The organism is Caballeronia sp. NCF2 (assembly GCF_023631205.1).
Classification (GTDB): domain Bacteria; phylum Pseudomonadota; class Gammaproteobacteria; order Burkholderiales; family Burkholderiaceae; genus Caballeronia; species Caballeronia zhejiangensis.
The window spans coordinates 38,536-61,642 of record NZ_JALQDN010000020.1; the positions used below are offsets into that span (position 1 = coordinate 38,536).

Consider the following 23,107-nt stretch of genomic DNA (forward strand, 5'->3'; position numbering starts at 1 on the left):
GCGCGCCTTCGTCCTCATGACTACGCTTGCCGCCAATCAGGAACTCGCCTGCGACATCTTCTGCGCGGTCGTCGACAATTTCGGCGACATCGGCGTGTGCTGGCGTCTCGCGCGGCAGTTGCACGCGGAGCACGGCTGGCGCGTGCGTCTTTTCGTCGACGATCTGACTGTCTTTCACGCGCTCTGCCCCGACGTCGATGCGACGCTGCCGCGCCAGGAGGCGATGGGCATCGCGATCGAGCACTGGCGCGAGCCTGCGCATGCGGGCGACACGCTTGCCATCGCCGATGTCGTGATCGAGGCGTTCGCGTGCGAATTGCCGCATGCGTACATCGCCGCGATGGCACGCCGCGATCCGAAGCCGGTCTGGATCAATCTCGAATATCTGAGCGGCGAGGATTGGGTCGCCGATTTCCACATGCGCCCGTCGCCGCATCCGCGCTATCCGCTCGACAAGAGCTTCTTCTTTCCCGGGCTCGGCAAGGGCACGGGCGGCGTGCTGAAGGAACGCGATCTCGACGCGCGCCGCGAGCGCTTCGAGGCGAACGCGTGGTGGCGCGAGCGCGTCGGGATCGAGCGGCCGGGCGGCGAACATACGGTCGTGTCGCTGTTCGCATATGAGAATCCGGCTGTCGACGCGCTCCTCGCGCAATGGCGCGACGGCGATGCGCCCGTCGTGCTGCTCGTTCCCGAAGGCCGCATCTCGGGCGCGGTCGCACGCTTTTTCGACGTGCCGAACTTCATCGCCGGCACGACGGCGCGCGCCGGCGCGCTGGAGGCGCACGCGCTCGGCTTCGTCGAGCAAACGCGTTTCGACGAGCTGCTCTGGGCCGCCGACATCAACTTCGTGCGCGGCGAGGATTCCTTCGTGCGCGCGCAATGGGCGATGAAGCCCTTCGTCTGGCACATCTACCCGCAAGCCGACGACGCCCATCTGCCCAAGCTCGACGCCGCGCTCGCGCATTACACGCGCACGCTCGATCCGTCCGCGCGCGAGGCGGCCGCACGCTTCTGGCACGCGTGGAATGGCGTGGGCGTTCCCGACTGGGCGGACTTTTGGGCGCATCGGCGAGAATGGGAGCGCCGCGCCGTGAAGTGGGCGAAGGAACTCGGGGGCATCGGCGATCTGGCCGGCAATCTCGCCGCGCATGTGGCCTCGCGAATCAGCAGACGAAACTCGCACTGACGCGTTTCCGGAGCGCCAATCGACTGGCCAAACAAGCAAAAACTCAGTTAAAATAAGCGGTTATCCGAGGAAGCAAGGCGCAGTTCGTCCAGTTTTGCGCCGCGAAGATCAAGCCATTTGCTCAAGCCGTTCGCGGCAGATCCCTCGTTAGCCCGAACACTCGCACGGCGGCGGCATAAAACCGAGGCACCGCCGCCGTCGGATCGATTCATTTCAGGCATTCAAGCCAAATCCATTCGTACAGGACCCAGTTTTATGAAGACCGCACAAGAACTCCGCGTCGGCAACGTCGTCATGATCGGCAACGATGCCATGGTCGTGCAGCGCGCCGAGTACAACAAGTCGGGCCGCAACGCCGCGGTCGTGAAGATGAAGTTCAAGAACCTGCTGACAGCAGCGGGCATGGAAACCGTCTACAAGGCTGACGACAAGTTCGACGTCGTCGTGCTCGACCGCAAGGAAGTGACGTACTCGTACTTCGCCGATCCGATGTACGTCTTCATGGACGCCGACTACAACCAGTTCGAAGTCGAAGCCGAAATGATGGGCGACGCGCTCAACTACCTCGAAGACGGCATGGCGTGCGAAGTCGTGTTCTACAACGAAAAGGCCATCTCGGTCGAACTGCCGACCACGCTGGTTCGGGAGATCGTCTACACGGAACCGGCCGTCAAGGGCGATACGTCGTCGGGCAAGGTGCTGAAGACCGCCAAGCTCAACACCGGCTTCGAACTGCAAGTGCCGCTCTTCTGCAACATCGGCGACAAGATCGAAATCGACACCCGCACGAATGAATATCGCAGCCGCGCGTAAGCCTTACGCCGCTGTGTCGTAAGCCGAACGGCCGGTGCAGCACACCGCCCGATCGGTTCAAAAAAGCGCCCCATCGCGGGCGCTTTTTCTTTTGCATGAATTTTTTGACAATTTCAGGCAAACTTTACCGGTCGCGCCCCGATACGCTCCACCGCCGATTCCCCAGCCGCCTGCGCTGGCCCCGCGTGCGCGACGTACATCGGAAAAATTAACTGCCTGGCACGGTTTCTGCTCGGTCAACCAGATCAAGATTTCCAAGCCGACATGCAAAGCACGCCTTTCATCCGGAGCAGGTTTCTGATCGTCGCGGCGCTCGCATTGCCCGCCTTTGCTCTCATCGCCGGCTGCAAGTCGAGTCCGGCGACATCGGCGAATGCGAACACCGGCGGCGAAATCGCAACCGACGACGCTGCGCTCGCCGCTCGCGTGAAAGCCGCGCTCGCCGCCGATCCGCAGTTGAAGCCATTGCCGGTGAGCGTCGCGACGTATCGCGGCGTCGTGCAGTTGTCGGGATACGCAGATTCGGAGGTGCAGATTCAGAAAGCGCTGGCCGTGGCGCGCAGTGTCCCGGGCGTGCAGTCGGTCAGCAACGAACTGCATCTCAGACCGCAATGACGCGCTTGCAGCACAACGATGCCGAACGAGTAACGCAGGACAAAAAACCGCAGCGGGGTACGCGCCGAACGCCGGAAAGCGGCGCGGTATTCCGCCCACGACACGCCCGATCCCACGCGGAAACGGCGCATTACAGTCCACTTTGATACGTTGGTCCGCCATGCCACACGCACTGATTGTCGAAGACGATCCCAATAGCCTCTCCGGCCTGTCCGCGATCCTCACGGCAGACGGCTTTTCCGTCGATACCGCGACGACGCTCGCCGAGGCGCGCTCCGCGCTGACCCGCTTCATCCCCGATGTCGTGCTGATCGACCTGAATCTGCCGGACGGCAGCGGTCTCGACTTGTTGCCGAGCCTGCCCTCGCAACCGCCCGATGGCGCGCTGCCGGTCATCGTGATGACAGGGAATGCGACGGTGGAAAGCGCGATCGAAGGCTTGCGACACGGCATCTGGGACTATCTGCTGAAGCCCGTGAACATCCCGCGCTTGCGCAGCTTGCTTGCGCGCATTCCGCGGCCGTACGAGCTCACCGAGGAAGTCCAGTCGCTGCGAACGACGCTGCGCGATCTCGGCCATTTCGGCGACATGATCGGCCGCAGCGCAGCGATGCAGCACGTCTACGATCTGATCGAGCACACCGCGCCGACCGAAGCCGCTGTGCTGATCTGCGGCGATCCGGGCACGGGCAAGAAGATCGCGGCGCGCACGATCCATCAATTGAGCCGCCGTCGCAAAGGCCCGTTCGTCACGTTCGATTGTTCCGCGAGCCGCCAGGCGCCCGACGGCACGCAGCGCTCGATGGAAAGCATTCTCTTCGGCCATGAGCGCAACGCCTTCGCGGGCGCCGAGAACCGCGAGCCGGGTCTGCTCGAACAGGCGGGCGGCGGCACGCTGTTCCTCGACCAGATCGATCTGCTGCCCGCCGCGCAACAGGAAGCGCTCCTGCGCGCGCTCGATTCGCAGACGTTCATGCGCGTCGGCGGCAGCAATCGAATCATGACGGACTTCCGCCTGATCGCCGCGTCCCGCACGCCGATGCGCGAAGCCGTCGCGAGCGGCGCGATGCGCGAGGATCTGTTTCAGCGTCTGTCGGCGTCGTCGATCATGCTGCCGCCGCTCGCCGATCGCGACGACGACATCGCGCTGATCGCCGAAACGCTCGTCGACGAATTGAACCGCGAGAATCACATCGCCGGGATCACGAGCGGCTCGCCGAAGCGTATCAGCCCGGCGTTTATCCGCGAGTGCATCGCGACCGAATGGCCCGGCAACGTGCGCGAGCTGCGCGAGCGCGTGCGGCGCGCGTATCACGCGTCGGGCGAGACGATCGAGACATTGCGCGTCGATGAGCCGGGCGGCCTCGGCGGTCGCGGTCTCAACGGCAGCAGCGTGCAGGTGACGGTCGGCACCGCGCTCGCGGACGTCGAGGACATGCTGATTCGCGCGACGCTCGAAGCGGTCGGTGGCACGCGTCACCGCGCGGCGACGCTGCTCGGCATCAGCCCGAAGACGCTCTACAACAAGCTGCAGCGGATGAAGCTGGAATCGTCCTGATTTCACCTGCCACAAAAAAACGCCACGAGATCCGTGGCGTTTTTCGTTTACCCGAGCATCTCTTTGACGAGCGCGCGCGCCGCCTGATATTCGGCCTGCGCCTGCAGCTTGCTCCAGCGCAGCGCCTTGCCGCGCGGACGCATCTGCTTGAGACGCTGCGCCGACGCCTTCGGCGGCGTATAGCGCAACTGCTCCAGCACCTTGCCCGCCTCTTCCGGCTGATTGCAGATCAGCGCCATGTCGCAGCCCGCCGTGAGCGCGGCCGTCGCGGCCTCGGTGAGCGTGCCGCCCGCGCGCGCGGCTTCCATCGACAGATCGTCGCTGAAGATCGCCCCGTTGAAGCCGAGCCTGCCGCGCAGGATGTCCTGCAGCCAGATGCGCGAGAATCCCGCCGGTTTGTCGTCGACCTTCGTGTAAATCACATGCGCCGGAATCACCGACGCCAGCGACATGCCGAGCCAGTCGTACGGGCGCACATCGGCGGCGAGGATTTCGTCGAGCGTGCGATCGTCGGTCGGCAGCGCGACGTGCGAATCGGCTTCGGCGAAACCGTGACCCGGAAAATGCTTGCCGCAGTTCGCCATGCCCGCGAGCGCGAGGCCGTGATTCAGGCTCTTCGCGAGCATTGTCACGACGCGCGGATCGGCGTGAAAGGCGCGATCGCCGACCACTTTCGACTGTCCGTAGTTCAGATCGAGCACGGGCGTGAAGCTCATGTCGATGCCGCACGCGCGCAACTCCGACGCGAGCACGTAGCCGAACGCGGTCGCCGCCTTCGTCGCGGCGAGCACGTCCTTGTCCCACAGCTCGCCGAGCTTGCCCGGCGCGGGCAGCACGGTGAAGCCGTCGGTGCGAAAACGCTGCACGCGGCCACCTTCGTGATCGACGGCGATCAGGATGTCATCGCGTACCGCGCGGATCGCATCGGTCAGCGCGACGAGTTGCGCGCGGTCGGTGAAATGCCGCGCGAAGAGAATGATGCCGCCCGTCATCGGATGCGTGATGCGTTCGATATCCGCGTCGGAGAGCGTCGTGCCGGCGACGTCGAACATGACGGGGCCGGGAGTGCGTTTCATCGGATTCAATTGGCTTTTAGTCTTGGTTGGATTGAATTCAGGATTGGCCGGGCGCGCTGTCGGCCACTTCCGCGATCACGAACGACACCGCGTAATCGCGCTCGTCGCTGACCGTGACTTTCGCCGTGATGCCGCGTTGCTCGAGCCATTGCGCGAGTTCGCCGGAGGCCGCGATCATCGGCTTGCCGCTCGGCTCGTTGAGCGTCTGCAGCGCGCGCCAGGTCATCGGCCAGCGCATGCCGAGGCCGATCGCCTTCGAGAACGCTTCCTTGGCCGAAAAGCGCGTCGCGAGAAACGCGAGACCGCGCACTTCCGAACGCGCGTTGCGCGCATGGTAGACGCGCAGTTCGTCGGGGCCGAGCACCTTTTCGGCGAAGCGGCCCTTGGTGCGTCTCATGACCGCCGCGACGCGGCTCACCTGCACGACGTCCGTGCCAATGCCGTAGATCGTCATGATGTGCTCGCTCAGCGCGCGTTGGCCGACGCGAGACGCGACGCGACCATGATCGCCTTCATCTCGCGCACGGCGTTGTCCCAGCCCGCGAAGATCGAATGCGCGACGATCGCATGTCCGATGTTCAGCTCGACGATGCCCGGCAGCGCCGCGATCGCCTGCACGTTGGTGTAGTGCAGGCCGTGGCCCGCGTTCACCTTCAGCCCGAGCGCGTTGCCGACATCGACGCTCGCCGCGACGCGCTCGAATTCGCGTTGCTGTTCGGCTTCGTCGTGCGCTTCGGCATATCGGCCCGTGTGCAGTTCGATGACGGGCGCGCCCGCCTCTTTCGCGGCGCGAATCTGCGTCTCGTCAGGATCGATGAAAAGCGACACGCGCGCGCCCGCGTCGGCGAGTTGCCTGCACGCGGCCTTGACCTCTTCGAAGCGGCCGGCGACATCGAGGCCGCCTTCAGTCGTCACTTCCTGACGCTTTTCCGGCACGAGACAGACGTCGTGCGGCTTGATCTCGCACGCGATGTCGAGCATCTCGCGCGTCACCGCGCATTCGAGGTTCATACGCGTTTTGAGGAGCGGACGCAGCGTGCGCACATCGGCATCGACGATATGACGGCGATCCTCGCGCAGATGCAGCGTGATGGCGTCCGCGCCCGCTTCCTCGGCGGCGAGCGCCGCGCGGATCGGATCGGGATACGACGTGCCGCGCGCGTTGCGCAACGTGGCGACGTGATCGATGTTCACGCCCAGATCGATCACATTCGCAGGCGATGTGAGAAAGAAGCTCATAGTTTTTGCAGGTCGATCAATATCTGACGGGTGGCGAGCGGCGTGCCGCCCAGGTAGTGATTCAGCAGAAAGCGCATCAGCGTCTTGCTCTGCGCGGCGGTCTGCGGATTCGTGTAGTCGTCGCGCTCCATGTCGATGAGCGTTTGCCCCGAAATCATCGGCCATTGCGCCGGAAGATCGTCCGACGCCTCGCGCACGCCGCGGTCTGGATCGAAGACATAGCGGGCGTCGGCGAGGACCGGCTGGCGTGTCACCGTGCGCACGAGATTCATCGCGTAGCCGGTTTCGCGCAGCAGCACGCATTCGAATGAACGCAACACCTGAGCGGCGGGTTCGTCGTGCGCGAGGCGCGAGAGCGTCAGCACGTAATGGTTGAAGAGCGCCGGATGCGCGTCCTCGCGGGCGCAGAACTTCACCAGCAGTTCATTGACGTAGAAGCCGCATAGCAACGCGTCGCCGGCGAGCGGCAACATGCCGCCGACCCATTCGGCGGTCGTCAGCGTGCGGACTTCGCCCTTGCCGGTCCACGAAAGTCCCAGCGGCTGAAACGTCTGCAATACGCCGCGCAGCGCGGAATGCGGACGCTTCGCGCCCTTCGCGACGAGCGCGACGCGCCCGTGATCGCGCGAGAACACGTCGATGATCAGACTCGTCTCGCGATACGGATAACTATGCAGCACGAATCCCGGCTGCTCGGCGACGCGAAAATCCGAACGCGGCTTTCTCGGCGCAGACTCGGCATCGGATGTCGATGACGGCGCCGCGCGCCGCCGCTTTGGCACGGCGCGCGCGGCCGGGCGCTCTTCCGCGTCGAAATCGTCGTCGGGACGATCATCGGCGGGCGGAATCATCCGGGCGTCGTTCGGGCCGTCGTCCATGCATCACTCGTAGCCGTACGCGCGCAGGCCCGCTTCGTTGTCCGCCCAGCCGCTCTTCACCTTGACGAAGGTTTCGAGATACACGGGACCGTCGAAGAGCTTCTCCATGTCGAGCCGCGCCTCGGTGCTGATCTGCTTCAGCTTCGCGCCCTTCTGGCCGATGATCATCGCCTTGTGCATGTCGCGATCGACGAGAATCGTCGCGAAAACGCGGCGCAGACGCCCTTCGGTCTCGAACTTGTCGATGAGCACCGTGCTCGTGTACGGCAGTTCGTCGCCGGTCCAGCGGAACACCTTCTCGCGCAGAATTTCGGCGGCGAGGAAGCGTTCGCTGCGATCGGTCAGATCGTCCTCGCCGTAGATCGGCTCGCCTTCCGGCAGATACGGCTTCACGACCGACAAGAGGCGCTTGATGTCGTCGACGTTTTTCGCCGACAGCGGCACGATCTCGCGGAAGTCCCGCAAGGCCGACATCTGCTGCATGAAGGGAAAGAGCGAACTCTTGTCGCCGACGCGATCCAGCTTGTTTGCGATCAGCAAAGTCGGCGTGCCGGTCGGGATCAGATCGAGCACCTTCTGGTCGTCCGGACCGAAGCGGCCCGCTTCGATCACGAAGAGAATCGCATCGACGGACGTGAGCGTCGACGTCACCGCGCGGTTCAGCGAGCGATTCAGCGCGCCGCTGTGACGTGTCTGGAAACCGGGCGTGTCGACGAAAATGTACTGCGCGTCGTCGAACGTGTTGATGCCGGTGATGCGGTGGCGCGTCGTCTGCGCCTTGCGCGAGGTGATGCTCACCTTCTGGCCGACGAGCGCGTTCATCAGCGTCGACTTGCCGACGTTAGGACGGCCGACGATCGCGACCATGCCGCAGCGGAAACCGGAAGAAGTAGGAGCGTTCATAGATGTGTGCGGCAAGAAGTCGTTGGGGCGCGGGGGCGCGATGTGCGCTCGATGCGCGCGTCAGTGACCGGCGTCGGCGGCGCGCACGACGCGGCCCGCGGGCGCATCCGCGGCGGCGCTGTTGCGCGTGCCGGCGTCGTCGTCGCGTTCGTCGGACGGCGCGGGCTTGTCCGCATTCGCGCTGCGTTCGGACGTTTGCGTCGCATCGCTTTTCGCCGCTTTCTCCGGCCGGTGAATGACGGCGCGTTCGGGCTTGTCGGCGGCTGCGTAAGCGCCCGCCGACGGCTCGACGTGCGTCGCGCGAATCACGGCGAGCGGCGCGGTGGCCGGGCGTTCCTGCGGCGCCTGCTGCGTGCCGTGCGGTGCATGTTGACGCTCGCGACGATCGGGCGACCGCAGATCGAGCGCCGCCTGAATGCCGGTGACGCCGGGCACCACTTCGGGCTCGACCTGCTTCGCCGCGCGCGCGCCCTTGCGCTTCGGCTTCATGCCGAGCGTCGGTGCAGCGGCCATCACTTCGTCGAGCGCCTTCTTCGCGGCAGCCTGCTCGGCGGCGCGGCGGCTCGCGCCGGAACCGGACACTTTCACGTCGAGTTTCGGCACCGTGCATTCGACTTCGAACTGCTGATTGTGCGCGGCGCCGTGCGTTGCGATAACGGTGTAAGTCGGCAACGCGATCTTGTGGCCCTGGAGATATTCCTGCAGAAGCGTCTTCGCATCCTTGCCGATGGTGCGCGGATCGATGTGATCGAGCACCGGCGTGTACAGCCGCTTGATGACTGTGAAAGCGGCGTCGAAACCGCCGTCGAGGAAGATGGCGCCGAAGATCGCTTCGAGCGTGTCGGCGAGAATCGACGGACGGCGAAAGCCGCCGCTGCGCAATTCGCCTTCGCCGAGCCGCAGGCCTTCGGACACGTTCAACGCCTGCGCGATTTCGTAAAGCGACTGCTGTTTGACCAGATTCGCGCGCACGCGCGACAGGTCGCCTTCGTCGAGTTTGCTGAATCGTTGGAACAAAAGCGCGGCCACCACGCAATTTAGAACGGAATCGCCGAGAAATTCGAGCCGTTCATTGTGCGTGGCGCTGTGACTGCGGTGGGTCATCGCCTGGCGCAGCAATTCCGCATTGCGAAATTCGTACCGCAGCCGGCTTTCCAACGGAGAAGATGGCATGGAGAGAGTATAACGCGGGCGCGCGGGCGGACGATTCCGCCGGACCGCGCCGGAAAACGCGTGGCGAGACGGTGTTAGCCGCGCTTCTTCACGCCGTTTCGAAGCTTGTTTTAAGAATGAGCAACGCCGGCTGTCTCAGGAGACGAGCCGGCGTGATGTGTGTTCACTGGAAAGCGCCGATGCGCTTGAGATTGCTGAAGTTCATCCAGATGAAGAAGGCGCGCCCGACGATGTTCTTGTCCGGCACGAAGCCCCAGTAGCGGCTGTCCGCGCTGTTGTCGCGGTTGTCGCCCATCATGAAGTAGTTGCCCGGCGGGACTTTGCACGTCACGCCCTGAGCGTTGTAATTGCAGTTGTCGCGGAACGGGAAATCGTCCGCGCCGACGATGAACGGCGGCACTTGCGGATTGTTCAGGATCGCGTTCTTGCGGCCGTCGAGATCTTCCTCGAACTGCTTCGCGTAACCGATGCGCTCGTCGTCGAAATAATCGGGCAGCGGCGTCTCCGGCACCGGCTTGCCGTTGATCGTGAGCTTCTTGTCTTCGTACGCGACGGTATCGCCCGGCAGGCCGATCACGCGCTTGATGTAGTCGACCGATTCGTCCTTCGGATAGCGGAACACGACGACATCGCCGCGCTTGAGCGGGCTGCCGTTGGTCATCTTCGTGTTCGTGATCGGCATGCGCAGGCCGTATTCGTACTTGTTCACGAGGATGAAGTCGCCGACGAGCAGCGTCGGCACCATCGAGCCGGACGGAATCTTGAACGGCTCGATGATGAACGAGCGCACGACGAATACCGCGAGAATCACCGGGAAGAAGCTCGCCGTGTATTCGAGCCACCACGGCTGGCGCAGCTTGTCGTCGTGCAGGCGGGCGCGCGTCTGCGGGGCGTTCTCATCGGCGAAACGCTCGCCGACGCGCTCCTGCTGGCGATCGAACTCGGCCACCGCGGCGTCGGCGGCGCGGCGCCGTTGCGGCAGAAACACCAGCTTGTCGAGCACCCAGGCAATACCCGTCAATACGACGAGGATCAAAAGAATCAATGCGAAATTCATCAATCGCTTCCGGTTGTTATCGTTGTTTGCTTCGCCGTGCGCGCGTTACTCGTCGACGCGCAGAATCGCCAGGAAAGCCTCTTGCGGGATTTCGACAGAGCCGACCTGCTTCATGCGCTTCTTGCCGGCCTTCTGCTTCTCGAGCAGCTTCTTCTTGCGCGAGATGTCGCCGCCGTAGCACTTCGCGAGCACGTTCTTGCGCAGCGCCTTGATGTTCTCGCGCGCGATGATGTTCGAGCCGATGGTCGCCTGGATCGCCACGTCGTACATCTGACGCGGAATCAGTTCGCGCATCTTCGACGCCACTTCGCGGCCGCGATGCTGGCTCTGCGAACGGTGCACGATGACCGACAGCGCATCGACCTTGTCGCCGTTGATGAGCATGTCGACCTTGACGACATCCGCCGCGCGATATTCCTTGAACTCGTAGTCCATCGACGCATAGCCGCGCGACGTCGACTTCAGGCGGTCGAAGAAGTCGAGCACGATTTCTGCCATCGGGATTTCGTAGGTCAGCTGCACCTGACGGCCGTGATACTGCATGTTGATCTGCGAGCCGCGCTTGGCCGTACACAGCGTGATGACCGAGCCGACATATTCCTGCGGCATATACAGATTCACGGTGACGATCGGCTCGCGCACTTCCTCGATCTTCTGCGGCTCCGGCATTTTCGCCGGATTCTCGACCATGATGGTCGTGCCGTCGCGCTGCTCGACCTCGTAGATCACCGTCGGCGCGGTGGTGATGAGGTCCATGTCGAATTCGCGCTCGAGACGCTCCTGCACGATTTCCATGTGCAGAAGGCCGAGGAAGCCGCAACGGAAACCGAAGCCGAGCGCCTGCGACACTTCCGGCTCGAACTGCAGCGACGCGTCGTTGAGCTTCAGCTTTTCGAGCGATTCGCGCAGCGCGTCGTACTGATTCGCCTCGACCGGATAGAGCCCCGCGAACACCTGCGGCTTCACTTCCTTGAAGCCCGGCAGCGGCTCGGTGGCCGGACGGCTCGCGACCGTGACGGTATCGCCCACTTTCGCGGCCGTCAGTTCCTTGATGCCCGCGATCACGAAGCCCACCTGCCCCGCCGACAATTGCGCGAGATTCGTGGACTTCGGCGCGAACACGCCGACATGCTCGACCGGGTATTGCGCGCCGGTCGCCATCATCTTGATCTTGTCCTTCGGCTTGAGCGTGCCGTTGACGATACGCACCAGCATCACGACGCCGACGTAGTTGTCGAACCACGAGTCGATGATGAGCGCCTGCAGCGGCGCGTCCGGATCGCCCTCGGGCGGCGGCACTTTCGCGATCAGCGATTCGAGCACGTCCTCGACGCCGAGACCCGTCTTCGCGCTGCAATGGACGGCGTCCGCGGCCTGAATGCCGATCACGTCCTCGATTTCCGCGATCGCGTTTTCGGGGTTCGCGGCCGGCAGATCGATCTTGTTGAGCACCGGCACGACTTCGACGCCAAGTTCGATGGCCGTGTAGCAGTTCGCCACCGTCTGCGCTTCGACGCCCTGCGACGCATCGACGACGAGCAGCGCGCCTTCGCACGCGGATAGCGAGCGGCTGACTTCGTAGGAGAAGTCGACGTGCCCCGGCGTATCGATCAGGTTGAGGTTATAGACGCGGCCGTCGCGCGCCTTATAGGTCAGCGCCGCGGTCTGCGCCTTGATCGTGATGCCACGTTCGCGCTCGAGGTCCATCGAATCGAGCACCTGCGCTTCCATCTCACGGTCGGACAGGCCGCCGCACAACTGGATGATGCGGTCAGCGAGCGTCGACTTGCCGTGGTCGATGTGCGCGATGATCGAGAAGTTACGAATATGATCCATTCAGTGCCGATCGTGCCAAAAAAAGCGAAAAAGGCGCGCCCTCACCAACGCGGAGCACGCCTTGAAAATTTGGGGAAAACTTGAGCATTTTAGCCGAAAACGGGGGTGCCCCGGCGGATTTCGCCTGCGCCGCCCTCACCGACCGCGCGCGAGCAGCGCTGCGTGTACCGCGTCGGCGTCGAGCCGGTACTGGCACAGCTCGACGCCATCGAGCGCCAGAACCGGCACGCGTTCGTCGTAGCGCGCTTCGAGCAGCGGATCTTCGTCGATGTCGATCCATTCGATCGGAATGCCGTGTTGCGCGGCGATCGGCTCGAGTTCGGCCCGCATGTCCTCGCACAGATGACACCAGGCGCGCCCGTACAGAATGAAGGCCGCGCCTGGCTTCGACGTCATCGCGCTTATTTCTGCGCCGGCACGCGCGGGCGCACCGGCACGAACTGCGTGTTGTCGCCGCGACGCACGAGAATCGCGATCATCTTGCTCGCGTCGAGGCCCTGCGCGACTTCCTGGAACTGCTTGGCGCTCGTGATATCCGTATCGCCGATACGCATGATGATGTCGCCCTTCTGGAAGCCCGCGCGTGCCGCCGGTCCCTCGACGGCATCGACCTGAACGCCGCTCGACAGCTTGAGCGCCTTCTTTTGATCTGCCGGAATGTCGCTCACCGCCATGCCGAGCGAATTGCTCGCGCGCTCCTTCGGCTGCGGCGGTTTCTTCTGCTCGGTCTTCGCGACCTTGTCCGGCTGCATTTCGGCGACCGTGATCGACAGATCGCGCGTCTGGCCCTTGCGCCAGATCGTGAGCGTGGTCTTCGTGCCGGGCTTCGTATCGCCGACCATGCGCGGGAGATCGGTCGCGGTCTCGACGTTCTGACCGTTGAACTTGAGGATGATGTCGCCTGGCTGCACGCCGGCCTTGTCGGCCGGCCCGCCCGATTCGACGCTCGACACGAGCGCGCCTTGCGCTTTCGGCAAGCCCAGCGAATCCGCGACGTCCTTCGTCACTTCGCCGATCGCCACCGCGATGCGCCCGCGCACCACCTTGCCCGACGTCTTCAACTGATCGGCGACGCGCATGGCTTCGTCGATCGGAATCGCGAACGAGATGCCCATGAAACCGCCCGTGCGGCTATAAATCTGCGAATTGATACCGATCACCTCGCCCGCCATGTTGATGAGCGGACCGCCCGAGTTGCCCGGATTCACGGCGACATCGGTCTGGATGAACGGAAGGTAATCGCCCGTATCGCGCCCCTTCGCGCTGACGATGCCCGCGGTCACGGTGTTGTCGAGGCCGAACGGCGAACCGATTGCAAGCACCCACTCGCCGACGCGCACCTTGTTCGAATCGCCGATGGTGATCGCCGGCAGGTTCGATGCGCTGATCTTCACGACGGCGACGTCCGTGCGCTCGTCGACGCCGACGAGACGCGCCTTGAATTCGCGCTTGTCCGTGAGTGTGACGTAGATGGTGTCGGCATCGTCGACGACGTGTGCGTTGGTCATCACGTAGCCATCGGTCGACAGGATGAAGCCGGAGCCGACGCCGCTGCTCTGCTCCGAGTTGTCCTGGTTGTCGTCGGGCGCGTTGCGGCTGCCGCCCTTGCCCTGATCGCCCTGACTTCCGCCGCCGTTATTTCCGCCGCCGCCACCTCCACGAGGCGGCTGACCCGGCATCGGAATGCCGAAGAAGCGTCGGAAGAATTCCGACATGTCGCCTTCATCGAGACCGGGCGGCAGGCCGCGCAGATCGCTGCCCGAACCGACGCGCGAGGTCGTGCGAATGTTCACGACCGAGGGCCCCACCTTGTCGACGAGCGTCGTGAAGTCCGGCAGGTTCACCGTGGGCACCGCTGACGCAGATTGCGATACGAACGGCAGGCACACGGCGAGCGCCGCGGCCGCGATGAACTTGCGCAGCGAGAAGTTGCTCATAGGTTGGAGGCCGGGATCTGGATTACTTGGAAGGCTTGTATTCTATGGTAGAAGCAAATTGCTGCAATGTGGCTTGCGGCACTTCACCCAGCAAGGTGATCCAGAAATCCCCGCGGCGCTTCACCAGAACGTGCGTCGCTCCGCTATTGCCCGCGCCTTCCTTGCGCGTATTTTTCTCCACCGGCTCGACGAAAACCGAGATCGTCGCGAGGCCATCGGAGAACACGGCCTGATCGACCGGAATCGGCGGCTGGCCTTGCTGGCTCGACGCCATCGGACGGCGCAACTCGCGAATCTTGCGAAAGCCCGCGATAGTCGGCGTCAGTTGCCAGCCCTGCGCTTCCATGTCGACCGGCTGCACGGGCGGCCGCACGACGGTCCAGCCCGACGTGTTGCGAATGCCGTTCGCGATCGGCGCCTTGTCGATCGGCCCGCCAATACGCACCTGAGAGAAAGAAAGCTGCTCGAGGACTTGCCCGTCCGGATCGAGCGTTTGAGCGCGCAGCAGCAAGCCGGTTTTCGCATCGGCCCACAGCTTGTAGGCAAAACGATAGGAATCTTTCGGATCGAGCTCGAGCACCTGGCTTTCGATCCCCGCGACGCGGTCCGTGCCCAACAGCTTCGGATCGTAGACGGAAAGCACTTGATCGCCACTCGTCGACAACAGCGCCGGGAACGAATCCCGGTTCTGCCGATGCTCGACCACGAGCAGATGACGCTCCGGCACGAAGGTGAACATGTCGTCGTCGTGACGCAGCATCTTGCGCGGCGCGCCGTCGAGACTTTCGAGCGATTCGTATTCGCCGTCACCGCGCGTGGCGACGTGCGTAATGCGCGATGACTGCACCGTCGCGCCACGCTGGTAGACGAACGTGCCCTCGTAATTCTGCTGCTGGGCCGCTTCGTGGATGCGGTTGAGCAGAGTGGCGGCTGTCTTGCGGGCGGTGGCGGGATCGTCTCCCTGAGCGAACGAGCTCGTTGCCGCCGTCAACAGCGCGGCTGCGCAGAGCATCAATGCCGGCAGCCGCCCCCAATATCTTGTTTTATTCAACCGCACACTCAGCATCAAATTATTGGCCTTGCGTTATAGCCGCCGCGCGAATCAGGGGCATCGAACCGGGCATCGCGGGCTGCTGGGAGAACTGCTGATGCGCTTCGAGATACTGATCGAGATTCGCGTCGCGGATGATGTTCGCTTCGACGATCGGCGTACGCGTGGTCACCGCGGGCACCGACGCGAGCGCCACCCGCTGCATCGACGAATCCGCCGGCGCGACGCTCGCCACCTGCGCGCCTGAGTTGCGATCGACGCCTTGCAGCTGCGGCACGACGATCCATGTCAGCGTAGCGGCCGCCGCGGCAACCGCGAAGGCCGGCATCACGCGACGGCGCAACATGCCGCCCCGCGCTTTCGTCGTCACGCCCGGCAATGCAGCCGGCGCGAGTACGTGCGCCTCAGCTTCGAAACGTTCGGAGAATGCGGCCATGAACGCGCTGCTGCGCGCCGGGCTGACCGCGAGATCGTCGGAGCGCAAGGCGTCGCCGATCAGGTGATATTCCGACCACGCCGCGCGTTCGTCGCCTTTCAGATCCGCGAGAAACTGGCTGATGCTGCCAATTTCGCCGAGCGCTTCGCCGTCGACGAAAGCCGACATGCGCTCGCCGCGCGAACCCGCCTGTGTTTGATTCTGCACCGAGACCGACCCCATGATGCTCCCCATCTTTGACCACACCCCGTTGTGACACCACCAACCCAGATATCGCGTCCCTGCCCCGAGGGTTTTCGCCGCCTACCAGCGTTTGCCTTCGGGAGTGTCCAACAACGGACGCAATTTTGCCGCAATGGCTTCGCGAGCACGAAAAATTCTCGATCTGACGGTGCCGATCGGGCAATCCATCATTTCGGCGATTTCCTCGTAGCTCAGTCCTTCAATCTCCCGAAGCGTGATGGCGGTGCGCAATTCCTCGGGCAGCAACGCCATCGCGGCGTTGACAGTCTGAGCGATCTGCTTGCTCATCAACATCGACTCGGGCGTGTTGATATCCCTTAGTTGGTCCGCGTCGGAGAAAGTTTCCGCTTCTTCTGCATCGGCTTCGGTAGAAGTGGGAGCGCGGCGGCCCTGAGTTGCAAGATAGTTTTTTGCCGTATTGACAGCAATGCGGTAAAGCCAGGTGTAAAACGCCGATTCGCCGCGAAACTGCGGCAGCGCGCGGTAGGCCTTGATGAAGGCGTCCTGGGCGACGTCCTCGACCTCGGCGGGGTCGCGCACGAGGCGCGAGATCAGTCGAATGATCTTGCGGTGGTATTTGGCGACCAGCAGTTCGAACGCGGCCTTGTCACCCTTCTGGACACGTTCGACCAGCAATTGGTCGATTTCTTTTTCACTCACCTGGGAAATCCGATTAGCTTGGGGAAGTTGCGCGGACGGCTATTGTAGCGTTACCGCCTGTAAGGCTACCGGAACGCTCATGCGCCGTTACAGTCGTTACAGGTGGGACGCTGCGGCGCGGCGAGCCTGGACCGAGAGCTGGCGGAAGGTGTCGGCATCGACGGAATCGGCCGCGACGATGAGCGTTTCGCGCCGCCCGCGCGCATCGCAAAGCGTCAACGCGATGAGGCGTCCGCTCCATTGCGCGCACCCAGCGATGCTCGTGTGGCGCATCTCGCCGCTTCGGTTCCAGATCGTGATGCCGTCGGAAAGAAGGCCAATCGCCGATGGCTGGGCGTTCATCCACCGGTACGACGCCAGCCCGAGCACCGCCAGCGCCGCCGCGCAAGCCACGGCGGCGTGCCCCGCGTGCTCCGCATGCGCGAAAACGCACTGGAACACCGACGCCCCCGCAACGGCTACGAAGCCGAGCATTGCGCCCCGCAAGAAACGCGACGGCCGCATCGCGACGCCTGCGTCACGATGCGGCCGATTCACACACACGCTCGCCATATGGATCCCCGCGATGACGAGCGCGCCGTGCTCAGTGGCGCTTGAAGACGAGCGAGCCGTTCGTGCCGCCGAAGCCGAACGAGTTCTTGACCGCCACGTCGATCTTCATCTCCCGCGCGGTGTTCGCGCAGTAGTCCAGGTCGCACTTCGGATCCTGATTGAAGATGTTGATGGTCGGCGGCGACACCTGATTGTGGATCGCCAGCACGGTGAACACCGACTCCAGGCCGCCCGCGCCGCCCAGCAAGTGACCGGTCATCGACTTGGTGGAGTTCACGACGACCTTCTTCGCCTGATCGCCGAGCGCACGCGTGATGCCGATCGTCTCCGCGATGTCGCCGAGCGGCGTCGACGTGCCGTGCGCGTTGACGTAGTTCACTTCATCGGGATTGATGCGCGCGTTCTTCATCGCGTTGACCATCGCGCGGCGGCCGCCGTCGCCGTCTTCCGGCGGCGCGGTCATGTGATACGCGTCGCCGCTCATCCCGTAGCCGAGCACTTCCGCGTAGATCTTCGCGCCGCGCTTCTTCGCGTGCTCGTACTCTTCGAGCACCATCACGCCCGCGCCTTCGCCGAGAACGAAGCCGTCGCGGTCGGTGTCCCACGGACGGCTCGCCGTCGCGGGATCGTCATTGCGCTGCGAGAGCGCGCGCGCTGCCGCGAAACCGCCGATGCCGAGCGGGGAAACCGTGGCTTCCGCGCCGCCCGCGATCATGACGTCCGCGTCGCCGTATTCGATCAGTCGCGACGCCTCGCCGATGCAGTGCAGGCCGGTGGTGCAGGCCGTGACCATCGACAGATTCGGGCCTTTCAGACCGAAGCGGATCGAAAGATGGCCGGAGATCATGTTGATGATCGACGCCGGCACGAAGAACGGCGAAATGCGGCGCGGGCCGCGATTGAGCAGTTCGGTTTGCGTGACTTCGATCATCGGCAGACCGCCGATGCCCGAGCCGACCACGACGCCCACGCGCTCCGAGTTTTCATCGGTGATTTCGAGGCCGCTGTCCTGCATGGCCTGCACGCCCGCGGCGAAACCATAATGGATGAACGTATCCATATGGCGCGCCTCTTTGGCGGGCATGTAGTCTTCGATATTGAAGCCCTTCACCTCACCGGCGAAACGCGTGGAAAAGTTCGTCGCGTCGAACTTCGTGATATTGGCGATGCCCGACTTGCCCGCGACCAGATTGGCCCAGCCGTCGGCAACAGTATTGCCGACAGGCGATACGAGCCCAAGGCCTGTAACAACAACTCGACGACGGCTCACGGTAACCCCTTATCCATAAAATGACGAAAAACAAAAGCCACAGCGGCCACAGGAAACCGCCCTGTGTGCCCTGTGGCTGTCAAATCGGTTTGCAGCGACGATGCATCGAGCTGATTGACGATGAGTCGCTGGCGCGTCCGGCCTTAGGCCTTGACGTTGGCGCGCGCGTAGTCGATCGCTTGCTGAACCGTGGTGATCTTTTCGGCCTCTTCATCGGGAATTTCCATGCCGAATTCGTCTTCCAGCGCCATGACGAGTTCGACCGTATCGAGCGAGTCAGCGCCCAGATCGTTCACGAACGAAGCTTCGTTCTTGATTTCGGCTTCCGCCACGCCCAGTTGTTCGGCGACGATCTTCTTCACGCGCTGTTCGATGTTGTCCATGCAGCCCTCCGAGGGGAAAAAAGTTCAAAAATACAAGTGCGCGCATTTTATCAGGTTTGGACCCGCAAAATACGACGCGTCAGTTCCATGCTCCACCGTGTCCTGCCCTTCATCAAGAGGGCGGCGGCCGGCATTGCATCGATTCTTCACTGCCGCGCGAAAGCGGTACGCACGTTGCTCTTTCGAGCATTTTGCGCGCCCGTTCCGGCGCGGATATTAAGCGAAATTCTGCGAAATGCCTATTAAGGCCTTACATGTACATGCCGCCGTTCACATGCAGCGTCGTGCCGGTGATGTAACCGGCGAACGGCGAGGCCAGGAATGCCACAGCATGCGCGATATCTTCGGGCGCGCCCAGTCGGCCAAGTGGGATAGACGCGGTGAGCGCGGTGCGCTGCTCTTCCGGCAGGACCTTGGTCATGTCGGTGTCGATGAAACCGGGCGCGATGCAGTTCACGGTGATGCCACGGCTGCCGATCTCACGCGCGAGCGCGCGCGTCATGCCGGCGACGCCGGCCTTTGCCGCCGCGTAGTTGGCCTGGCCAGGATTGCCGGACGAACCCACCACCGACGTGATGTTGATGATGCGGCCGCCGCGCGCCTTCATCATCGGGCGCAGCACCGCGCGCGAAAGACGGAACACCGCGCGCAGGTTCGTATCGATGACGGCGTCGAACTCGTCGTCCTTCATCCGCATCGCGAGCTGATCCTTCGTGATGCCCGCATTGTTGACGAGCACGTTCAGCCCGCCGAATTCCTTGACGATGCCGTCGATGAATGCATCCGCCGCGGCGGCGTCGTTCACGTTCAGCACCGCGCCACGGCCCTTGCCGCCCGCTTGCTGCAACGCTTCGCTGATGCCCGCAGCACCGCTTTCGCTCGTCGCCGTGCCGATGACCGTCGCGCCCTGCTTCGCGAGTTCGAGCGCGATCGCGCGTCCGATGCCACGCGACGCGCCCGTGACGATTGCTACCTGGTTTTGCAGATTCATGTTGTTCGTCCTTAGCCAGCGATCAGTTTGCGCGTTTCTTCGAGCGATGCCGGATCGAAGATCGAGCCGCCGACGAGATTACCGTCGATACGCTTCGTCAGGCCCGCGAGCACCTTGCCCGGACCGCATTCGATGACGTGCGTGATGCCGTCTTTCGCCATCGCCTGCACGCACTCCACCCAGCGCACTGGACCGGCGGCCTGACGCACCAGCGCGTCCTTGATCGCGGCGGGATCGGAGACGATCGCGACATCGACGTTATTGATCAGCGGAATCTGCGGCGCCTTCACTTCGACCTTGGCGAGATAGTCGCGCAACTGATCCGATGCGGGCTTGAGCAGCGAAGAGTGGAACGGCGCGGACACAGGCAGCGGCAGCGCACGCTTCGCGCCCTTCGCCTTCGCCAGCTCGCACGCTTTCTCGACGGCCGCCTTCGAACCGGCGATGACCACCTGCGCCGGCGCATTGAAGTTCACCGCTTCGACGACGCCCGCCGACGAGGCTTCAGCGCACACGGCGCGCACGGTGTCGTCGTCGAGGCCGAGGATCGCGGCCATGCCGCCTTCGCCGACCGGCACCGCGTTCTGCATCGCCTGCGCGCGAAAACGCACGAGCGGCACGGCGTCCGCGAACGCGAGCGCGCCCGCCGCGACGAGCGCGGTGTATTCACCGAGGCTGTGACCAGCGACGAGCGCAGGCTTCAGGCCCGTTTCCTTTTCCCACACGCGATAAATCGCATACGCGGCCGTCAGCATGACGGGCTGCGTGTTCGTCGTCAGGTTCAGCTCTTCTGCCGGGCCTTCGGCGATCAGCTTGCCGAGATCCTGGCCGAGCGCGTCGGAAGCCTGCTGCACGGTCTCGCGCACGATCGCGTGATCGGCGAATGCGTTGAGCATGCCGATGGACTGCGAGCCTTGTCCGGGGAAAACGAACGCAAATTTCATATCGTCCTCGTTGATTGGAATGATCCGCGATGTCCTCATGGACCGCGCGCTGGAGGAGCGCGCGGGGTCAGCGATGAAGAGGGATCAGTTACGAATTGGGTAGAGGGATCTGATCGGCGAATCAGTAGCGGATGACCGACGCGCCCCACGTGAAGCCGCCGCCCACGCCTTCGATGAGAATGTTGTCGCCGCGCTTGATGCGGCCGTCGCGCACCGCGACGTCGAGCGCGAGCGGAATCGATGCCGCCGACGTGTTGCCATGCTCGCCGACCGTCACGACCATGCGCTCCGGCGGCAGATGCAGCTTGCGCGCCGTGCTTTGCATGATGCGGATGTTGGCCTGATGCGGAATCAGCCAGTCGATGTCTTCAGGCGTGAGCTTCGCCTTGTCGAGCGCTTCGAGCGCGACCTTTTCGAGCACGTTGACCGCGAGCTTGAACACCGCTTGTCCGTCCATGTGCAGGAACGCGCTGCCCTGAACCACGCCGCCGTTCACGTTGCCCGGCGTGCAGAGAATGTCCGAATAGCTGCCGTCCGCGTGCAGCGCGCTCGACAGCACGCCGGGCTCATCGGACGCCTGGAGGATGACCGCGCCCGCGCCGTCGCCGAACAGCACGCATGTGGTGCGATCGTTGAAATCGAGAATGCGCGAGAACGTCTCCGCGCCGACGACGAGCGCCGTGCGGTTCAGGCCGCTGCGAATGAAGCTGTCCGCCGTCGCGACGCCGTAGGCGAAACCGGAGCACACCGCCTGCACGTCGAAGGCCGCGCCGTTGTTCTTGATGCCGAGCTTGTTTTGCAACAGGCACGCCGTGCTCGGGAACACGAAGTCAGGCGTGGAAGTCGCGACGATGATCAGATCGATCGATTGCGGATCGATGCCCGCCGCCTCGATCGCCTTCTGCGAAGCGATCAGCGCGAGATCGCTCGTGGTTTGATCCGGTGCTGCGAAATGTCGCGCGTGAATGCCGGTGCGCGCGACGATCCATTCGTCATTGGTCTCGACGCCCTGCTTCGCGAGACGGTCCGCCAAGTCCTGATTCGTGACACGCTCGGACGGCAGATAGCTGCCGGTGCCCAGCACGCGAGAGTAAAGATTGGATTGAGCCATTATGCCTTCGAATGTAGCGCAGTACCGGACTCGCCCGGCGGGTTCGGCTGCGAGTTTGGCTGTGGGTTCAGCTGTGAAGCGGCCTGCTGGATCGATTGATCCGCGGCCGCCGACGCGGGACCGTTCGCGTCCGCCTCGCGCGCGGCGGGAGCGTTTTCTTCCATCGCGCGCACCAGGCGTTCGAGCACGCCATTTTTGACGGCATCATACCCGCGTTTGATGGCCCACTCAAACCCGAAGGCCTCGGCCGAACCGTGACTTTTGATTACAAGCCCGCGCAGGCCGAGCAAGGCCGCGCCGTTATATTGCGCCGGATCGACACGCCTCTTGAAACGCTTCAGCACGGGCAGCGCGACGAGCGCCATCAACTTCGAGGCGAAGTTGCGGCTGAACTCTTCCTTGATCATGTCGGCGAGCATTTTCGCGAGACCTTCGGAGGTCTTCAGCGCGACATTGCCGACGAAGCCGTCGCACACGACGACATCGGTCGTACCTTTATAGATGTCGTTGCCTTCCACGTTGCCGTAGAAGTTGAGCGTGCTCGCGCGCAGCAGTTCGCCCGCGCGCTTGATCGTTTCGTTGCCCTTGATGACTTCTTCGCCGATGTTGAGCAGACCGATCGTGGGCCGTTCGCGCCCTTCGATCGCCGATACGAGCGCGTGGCCCATCTCCGCGAACTGCAGCAGATGCTCGGGTTCGCAATCGACGTTGGCGCCCAGGTCGAGCACCGTGGTGTAGCCCTTCTGGCTCGGCATCGCGAACGCAATGGCAGGCCGCTCGATACCGGCGAGCGTCTTCAGCACATAGCGCGACACCGCCATGAGCGCGCCGGTGTTGCCGGCGGAAATGCAGGTCTGCGCCTCGCCCTCTTTCACGAGATTGAGCGCGACGCGCATCGACGAATCTTTCTTCTTGCGCAGCGCGACTTCGACCGGGTCGTCCATCGCGACGACTTCGCTGGCGGGAACGACGGTCAGACGCGGCTCGTCGGAAGCCTTGTACTTCTTGAGCTGAGCGCGGATGGGTTGCTCGAGACCGACGAGCATCAGGTGCGCGTCGGGATGCGAGCGCACGAAATTGACGGCAGCGGGAACGGTCACGGCCGGACCGTGGTCGCCTCCCATGCAGTCGATGGTTATCTTTACAGTCATGGAACGCGACGAATTTCGGACACAAAAAAGCGGCAGTGAAATGC

The 23,107-nt window shown here is 63.6% G+C and carries 24 protein-coding genes; 4 read left to right on the forward strand and 20 right to left on the reverse strand.

Annotated features, from left to right (window positions below):
* The first annotated feature begins 16 nt into the window (after nucleotides 1–16).
* The 4 genes from earP (at nucleotide 17) to NCS02_RS10025 (ending at nucleotide 4,172) form a co-directional block, all read left to right on the forward strand.
* On the forward strand, nucleotides 17–1,186 hold the full coding sequence (gene earP / locus NCS02_RS10010; protein WP_250523037.1) for an elongation factor P maturation arginine rhamnosyltransferase EarP: 1,170 nt from the start codon (nucleotides 17–19) through the stop codon (nucleotides 1,184–1,186).
* 255 nt (nucleotides 1,187–1,441) lie between these two features.
* Entirely contained in the window at nucleotides 1,442–1,999 is a 558-nt protein-coding gene (gene efp, locus NCS02_RS10015; RefSeq protein WP_008342076.1) for an elongation factor P, read from the forward strand.
* A gap of 264 nt (nucleotides 2,000–2,263) precedes the next feature.
* Nucleotides 2,264–2,614 (forward strand): BON domain-containing protein, encoded by a 351-nt coding sequence (locus tag NCS02_RS10020; protein WP_008342078.1) that lies wholly within the window; start codon nucleotides 2,264–2,266, stop codon nucleotides 2,612–2,614.
* Between the two features lie 160 nt (nucleotides 2,615–2,774).
* Nucleotides 2,775–4,172: a sigma-54-dependent transcriptional regulator gene (locus tag NCS02_RS10025; RefSeq protein WP_008342079.1), complete on the forward strand. Its 1,398-nt coding sequence runs from the start codon at nucleotides 2,775–2,777 to the stop codon at nucleotides 4,170–4,172.
* A 47-nt stretch (nucleotides 4,173–4,219) separates the two neighbouring features.
* Here the strand turns inward: NCS02_RS10025 and nagZ are convergent, their stop codons facing one another.
* From nagZ to plsX, 20 genes are all read right to left on the reverse strand, one after another.
* Nucleotides 4,220–5,248, reverse strand: a complete 1,029-nt coding sequence (gene nagZ, locus NCS02_RS10030) for a beta-N-acetylhexosaminidase (RefSeq protein WP_008342081.1) — start codon at nucleotides 5,246–5,248, stop codon at nucleotides 4,220–4,222.
* A gap of 37 nt (nucleotides 5,249–5,285) precedes the next feature.
* Nucleotides 5,286–5,702: a holo-ACP synthase gene (gene acpS / locus NCS02_RS10035; protein WP_250458316.1), complete on the reverse strand. Its 417-nt coding sequence runs from the start codon at nucleotides 5,700–5,702 to the stop codon at nucleotides 5,286–5,288.
* Nucleotides 5,703–5,713: 11 nt separating this feature from the next.
* Nucleotides 5,714–6,487, reverse strand: coding sequence for a pyridoxine 5'-phosphate synthase (gene pdxJ, locus NCS02_RS10040; protein ID WP_175980375.1), 774 nt, complete (start codon nucleotides 6,485–6,487; stop codon nucleotides 5,714–5,716).
* The gene (gene recO / locus NCS02_RS10045) at nucleotides 6,484–7,365 is read right to left on the reverse strand and encodes a DNA repair protein RecO (protein WP_250434955.1); all 882 of its coding nucleotides are present in this window, start codon (nucleotides 7,363–7,365) and stop codon (nucleotides 6,484–6,486) included. The genes pdxJ and recO overlap by 4 nt, the downstream gene beginning before the upstream one ends.
* Nucleotides 7,366–7,368: 3 nt before the next feature.
* The gene (gene era / locus NCS02_RS10050; RefSeq protein WP_008342088.1) at nucleotides 7,369–8,268 is read right to left on the reverse strand and encodes a GTPase Era; all 900 of its coding nucleotides are present in this window, start codon (nucleotides 8,266–8,268) and stop codon (nucleotides 7,369–7,371) included.
* A 60-nt stretch (nucleotides 8,269–8,328) separates the two neighbouring features.
* Nucleotides 8,329–9,441, reverse strand: a complete 1,113-nt coding sequence (gene rnc / locus NCS02_RS10055; protein WP_033537089.1) for a ribonuclease III — start codon at nucleotides 9,439–9,441, stop codon at nucleotides 8,329–8,331.
* 163 nt (nucleotides 9,442–9,604) lie between these two features.
* Nucleotides 9,605–10,498, reverse strand: coding sequence for a signal peptidase I (lepB, locus tag NCS02_RS10060; protein ID WP_008342091.1), 894 nt, complete (start codon nucleotides 10,496–10,498; stop codon nucleotides 9,605–9,607).
* A 45-nt stretch (nucleotides 10,499–10,543) separates the two neighbouring features.
* Nucleotides 10,544–12,334 (reverse strand): translation elongation factor 4, encoded by a 1,791-nt coding sequence (lepA, locus tag NCS02_RS10065; protein WP_008342093.1) that lies wholly within the window; start codon nucleotides 12,332–12,334, stop codon nucleotides 10,544–10,546.
* Between the two features lie 135 nt (nucleotides 12,335–12,469).
* Nucleotides 12,470–12,730, reverse strand: coding sequence for a glutaredoxin family protein (locus NCS02_RS10070; RefSeq protein WP_008342094.1), 261 nt, complete (start codon nucleotides 12,728–12,730; stop codon nucleotides 12,470–12,472).
* A 5-nt stretch (nucleotides 12,731–12,735) separates the two neighbouring features.
* Entirely contained in the window at nucleotides 12,736–14,271 is a 1,536-nt protein-coding gene (locus NCS02_RS10075; protein WP_250523038.1) for a DegQ family serine endoprotease, read from the reverse strand.
* Nucleotides 14,272–14,293: 22 nt separating this feature from the next.
* Nucleotides 14,294–15,337, reverse strand: a complete 1,044-nt coding sequence (locus NCS02_RS10080) for a MucB/RseB C-terminal domain-containing protein (protein ID WP_008342097.1) — start codon at nucleotides 15,335–15,337, stop codon at nucleotides 14,294–14,296.
* 4 nt (nucleotides 15,338–15,341) lie between these two features.
* Nucleotides 15,342–15,980: a sigma-E factor negative regulatory protein gene (locus tag NCS02_RS10085; protein ID WP_008342099.1), complete on the reverse strand. Its 639-nt coding sequence runs from the start codon at nucleotides 15,978–15,980 to the stop codon at nucleotides 15,342–15,344.
* A gap of 81 nt (nucleotides 15,981–16,061) precedes the next feature.
* Nucleotides 16,062–16,661: an RNA polymerase sigma factor RpoE gene (rpoE, locus tag NCS02_RS10090; RefSeq protein WP_008342103.1), complete on the reverse strand. Its 600-nt coding sequence runs from the start codon at nucleotides 16,659–16,661 to the stop codon at nucleotides 16,062–16,064.
* 96 nt (nucleotides 16,662–16,757) lie between these two features.
* Nucleotides 16,758–17,213: a protein YgfX gene (locus NCS02_RS10095; RefSeq protein ID WP_350029929.1), complete on the reverse strand. Its 456-nt coding sequence runs from the start codon at nucleotides 17,211–17,213 to the stop codon at nucleotides 16,758–16,760.
* A 31-nt stretch (nucleotides 17,214–17,244) separates the two neighbouring features.
* On the reverse strand, nucleotides 17,245–18,483 hold the full coding sequence (fabF, locus tag NCS02_RS10100) for a beta-ketoacyl-ACP synthase II (RefSeq protein ID WP_008342106.1): 1,239 nt from the start codon (nucleotides 18,481–18,483) through the stop codon (nucleotides 17,245–17,247).
* A 143-nt stretch (nucleotides 18,484–18,626) separates the two neighbouring features.
* Nucleotides 18,627–18,866, reverse strand: a complete 240-nt coding sequence (gene acpP, locus NCS02_RS10105; RefSeq protein ID WP_004197638.1) for an acyl carrier protein — start codon at nucleotides 18,864–18,866, stop codon at nucleotides 18,627–18,629.
* A gap of 250 nt (nucleotides 18,867–19,116) precedes the next feature.
* On the reverse strand, nucleotides 19,117–19,857 hold the full coding sequence (gene fabG, locus NCS02_RS10110) for a 3-oxoacyl-ACP reductase FabG (RefSeq protein ID WP_034473531.1): 741 nt from the start codon (nucleotides 19,855–19,857) through the stop codon (nucleotides 19,117–19,119).
* An 11-nt stretch (nucleotides 19,858–19,868) separates the two neighbouring features.
* Entirely contained in the window at nucleotides 19,869–20,801 is a 933-nt protein-coding gene (gene fabD, locus NCS02_RS10115; RefSeq protein WP_008342248.1) for an ACP S-malonyltransferase, read from the reverse strand.
* Nucleotides 20,802–20,922: 121 nt separating this feature from the next.
* On the reverse strand, nucleotides 20,923–21,912 hold the full coding sequence (locus NCS02_RS10120; RefSeq protein ID WP_008342249.1) for a beta-ketoacyl-ACP synthase III: 990 nt from the start codon (nucleotides 21,910–21,912) through the stop codon (nucleotides 20,923–20,925).
* Entirely contained in the window at nucleotides 21,912–23,063 is a 1,152-nt protein-coding gene (plsX, locus tag NCS02_RS10125) for a phosphate acyltransferase PlsX (protein ID WP_033537090.1), read from the reverse strand. Before plsX ends, NCS02_RS10120 begins: the two co-directional genes overlap by 1 nt.
* Nucleotides 23,064–23,107 lie beyond the last annotated feature (44 nt).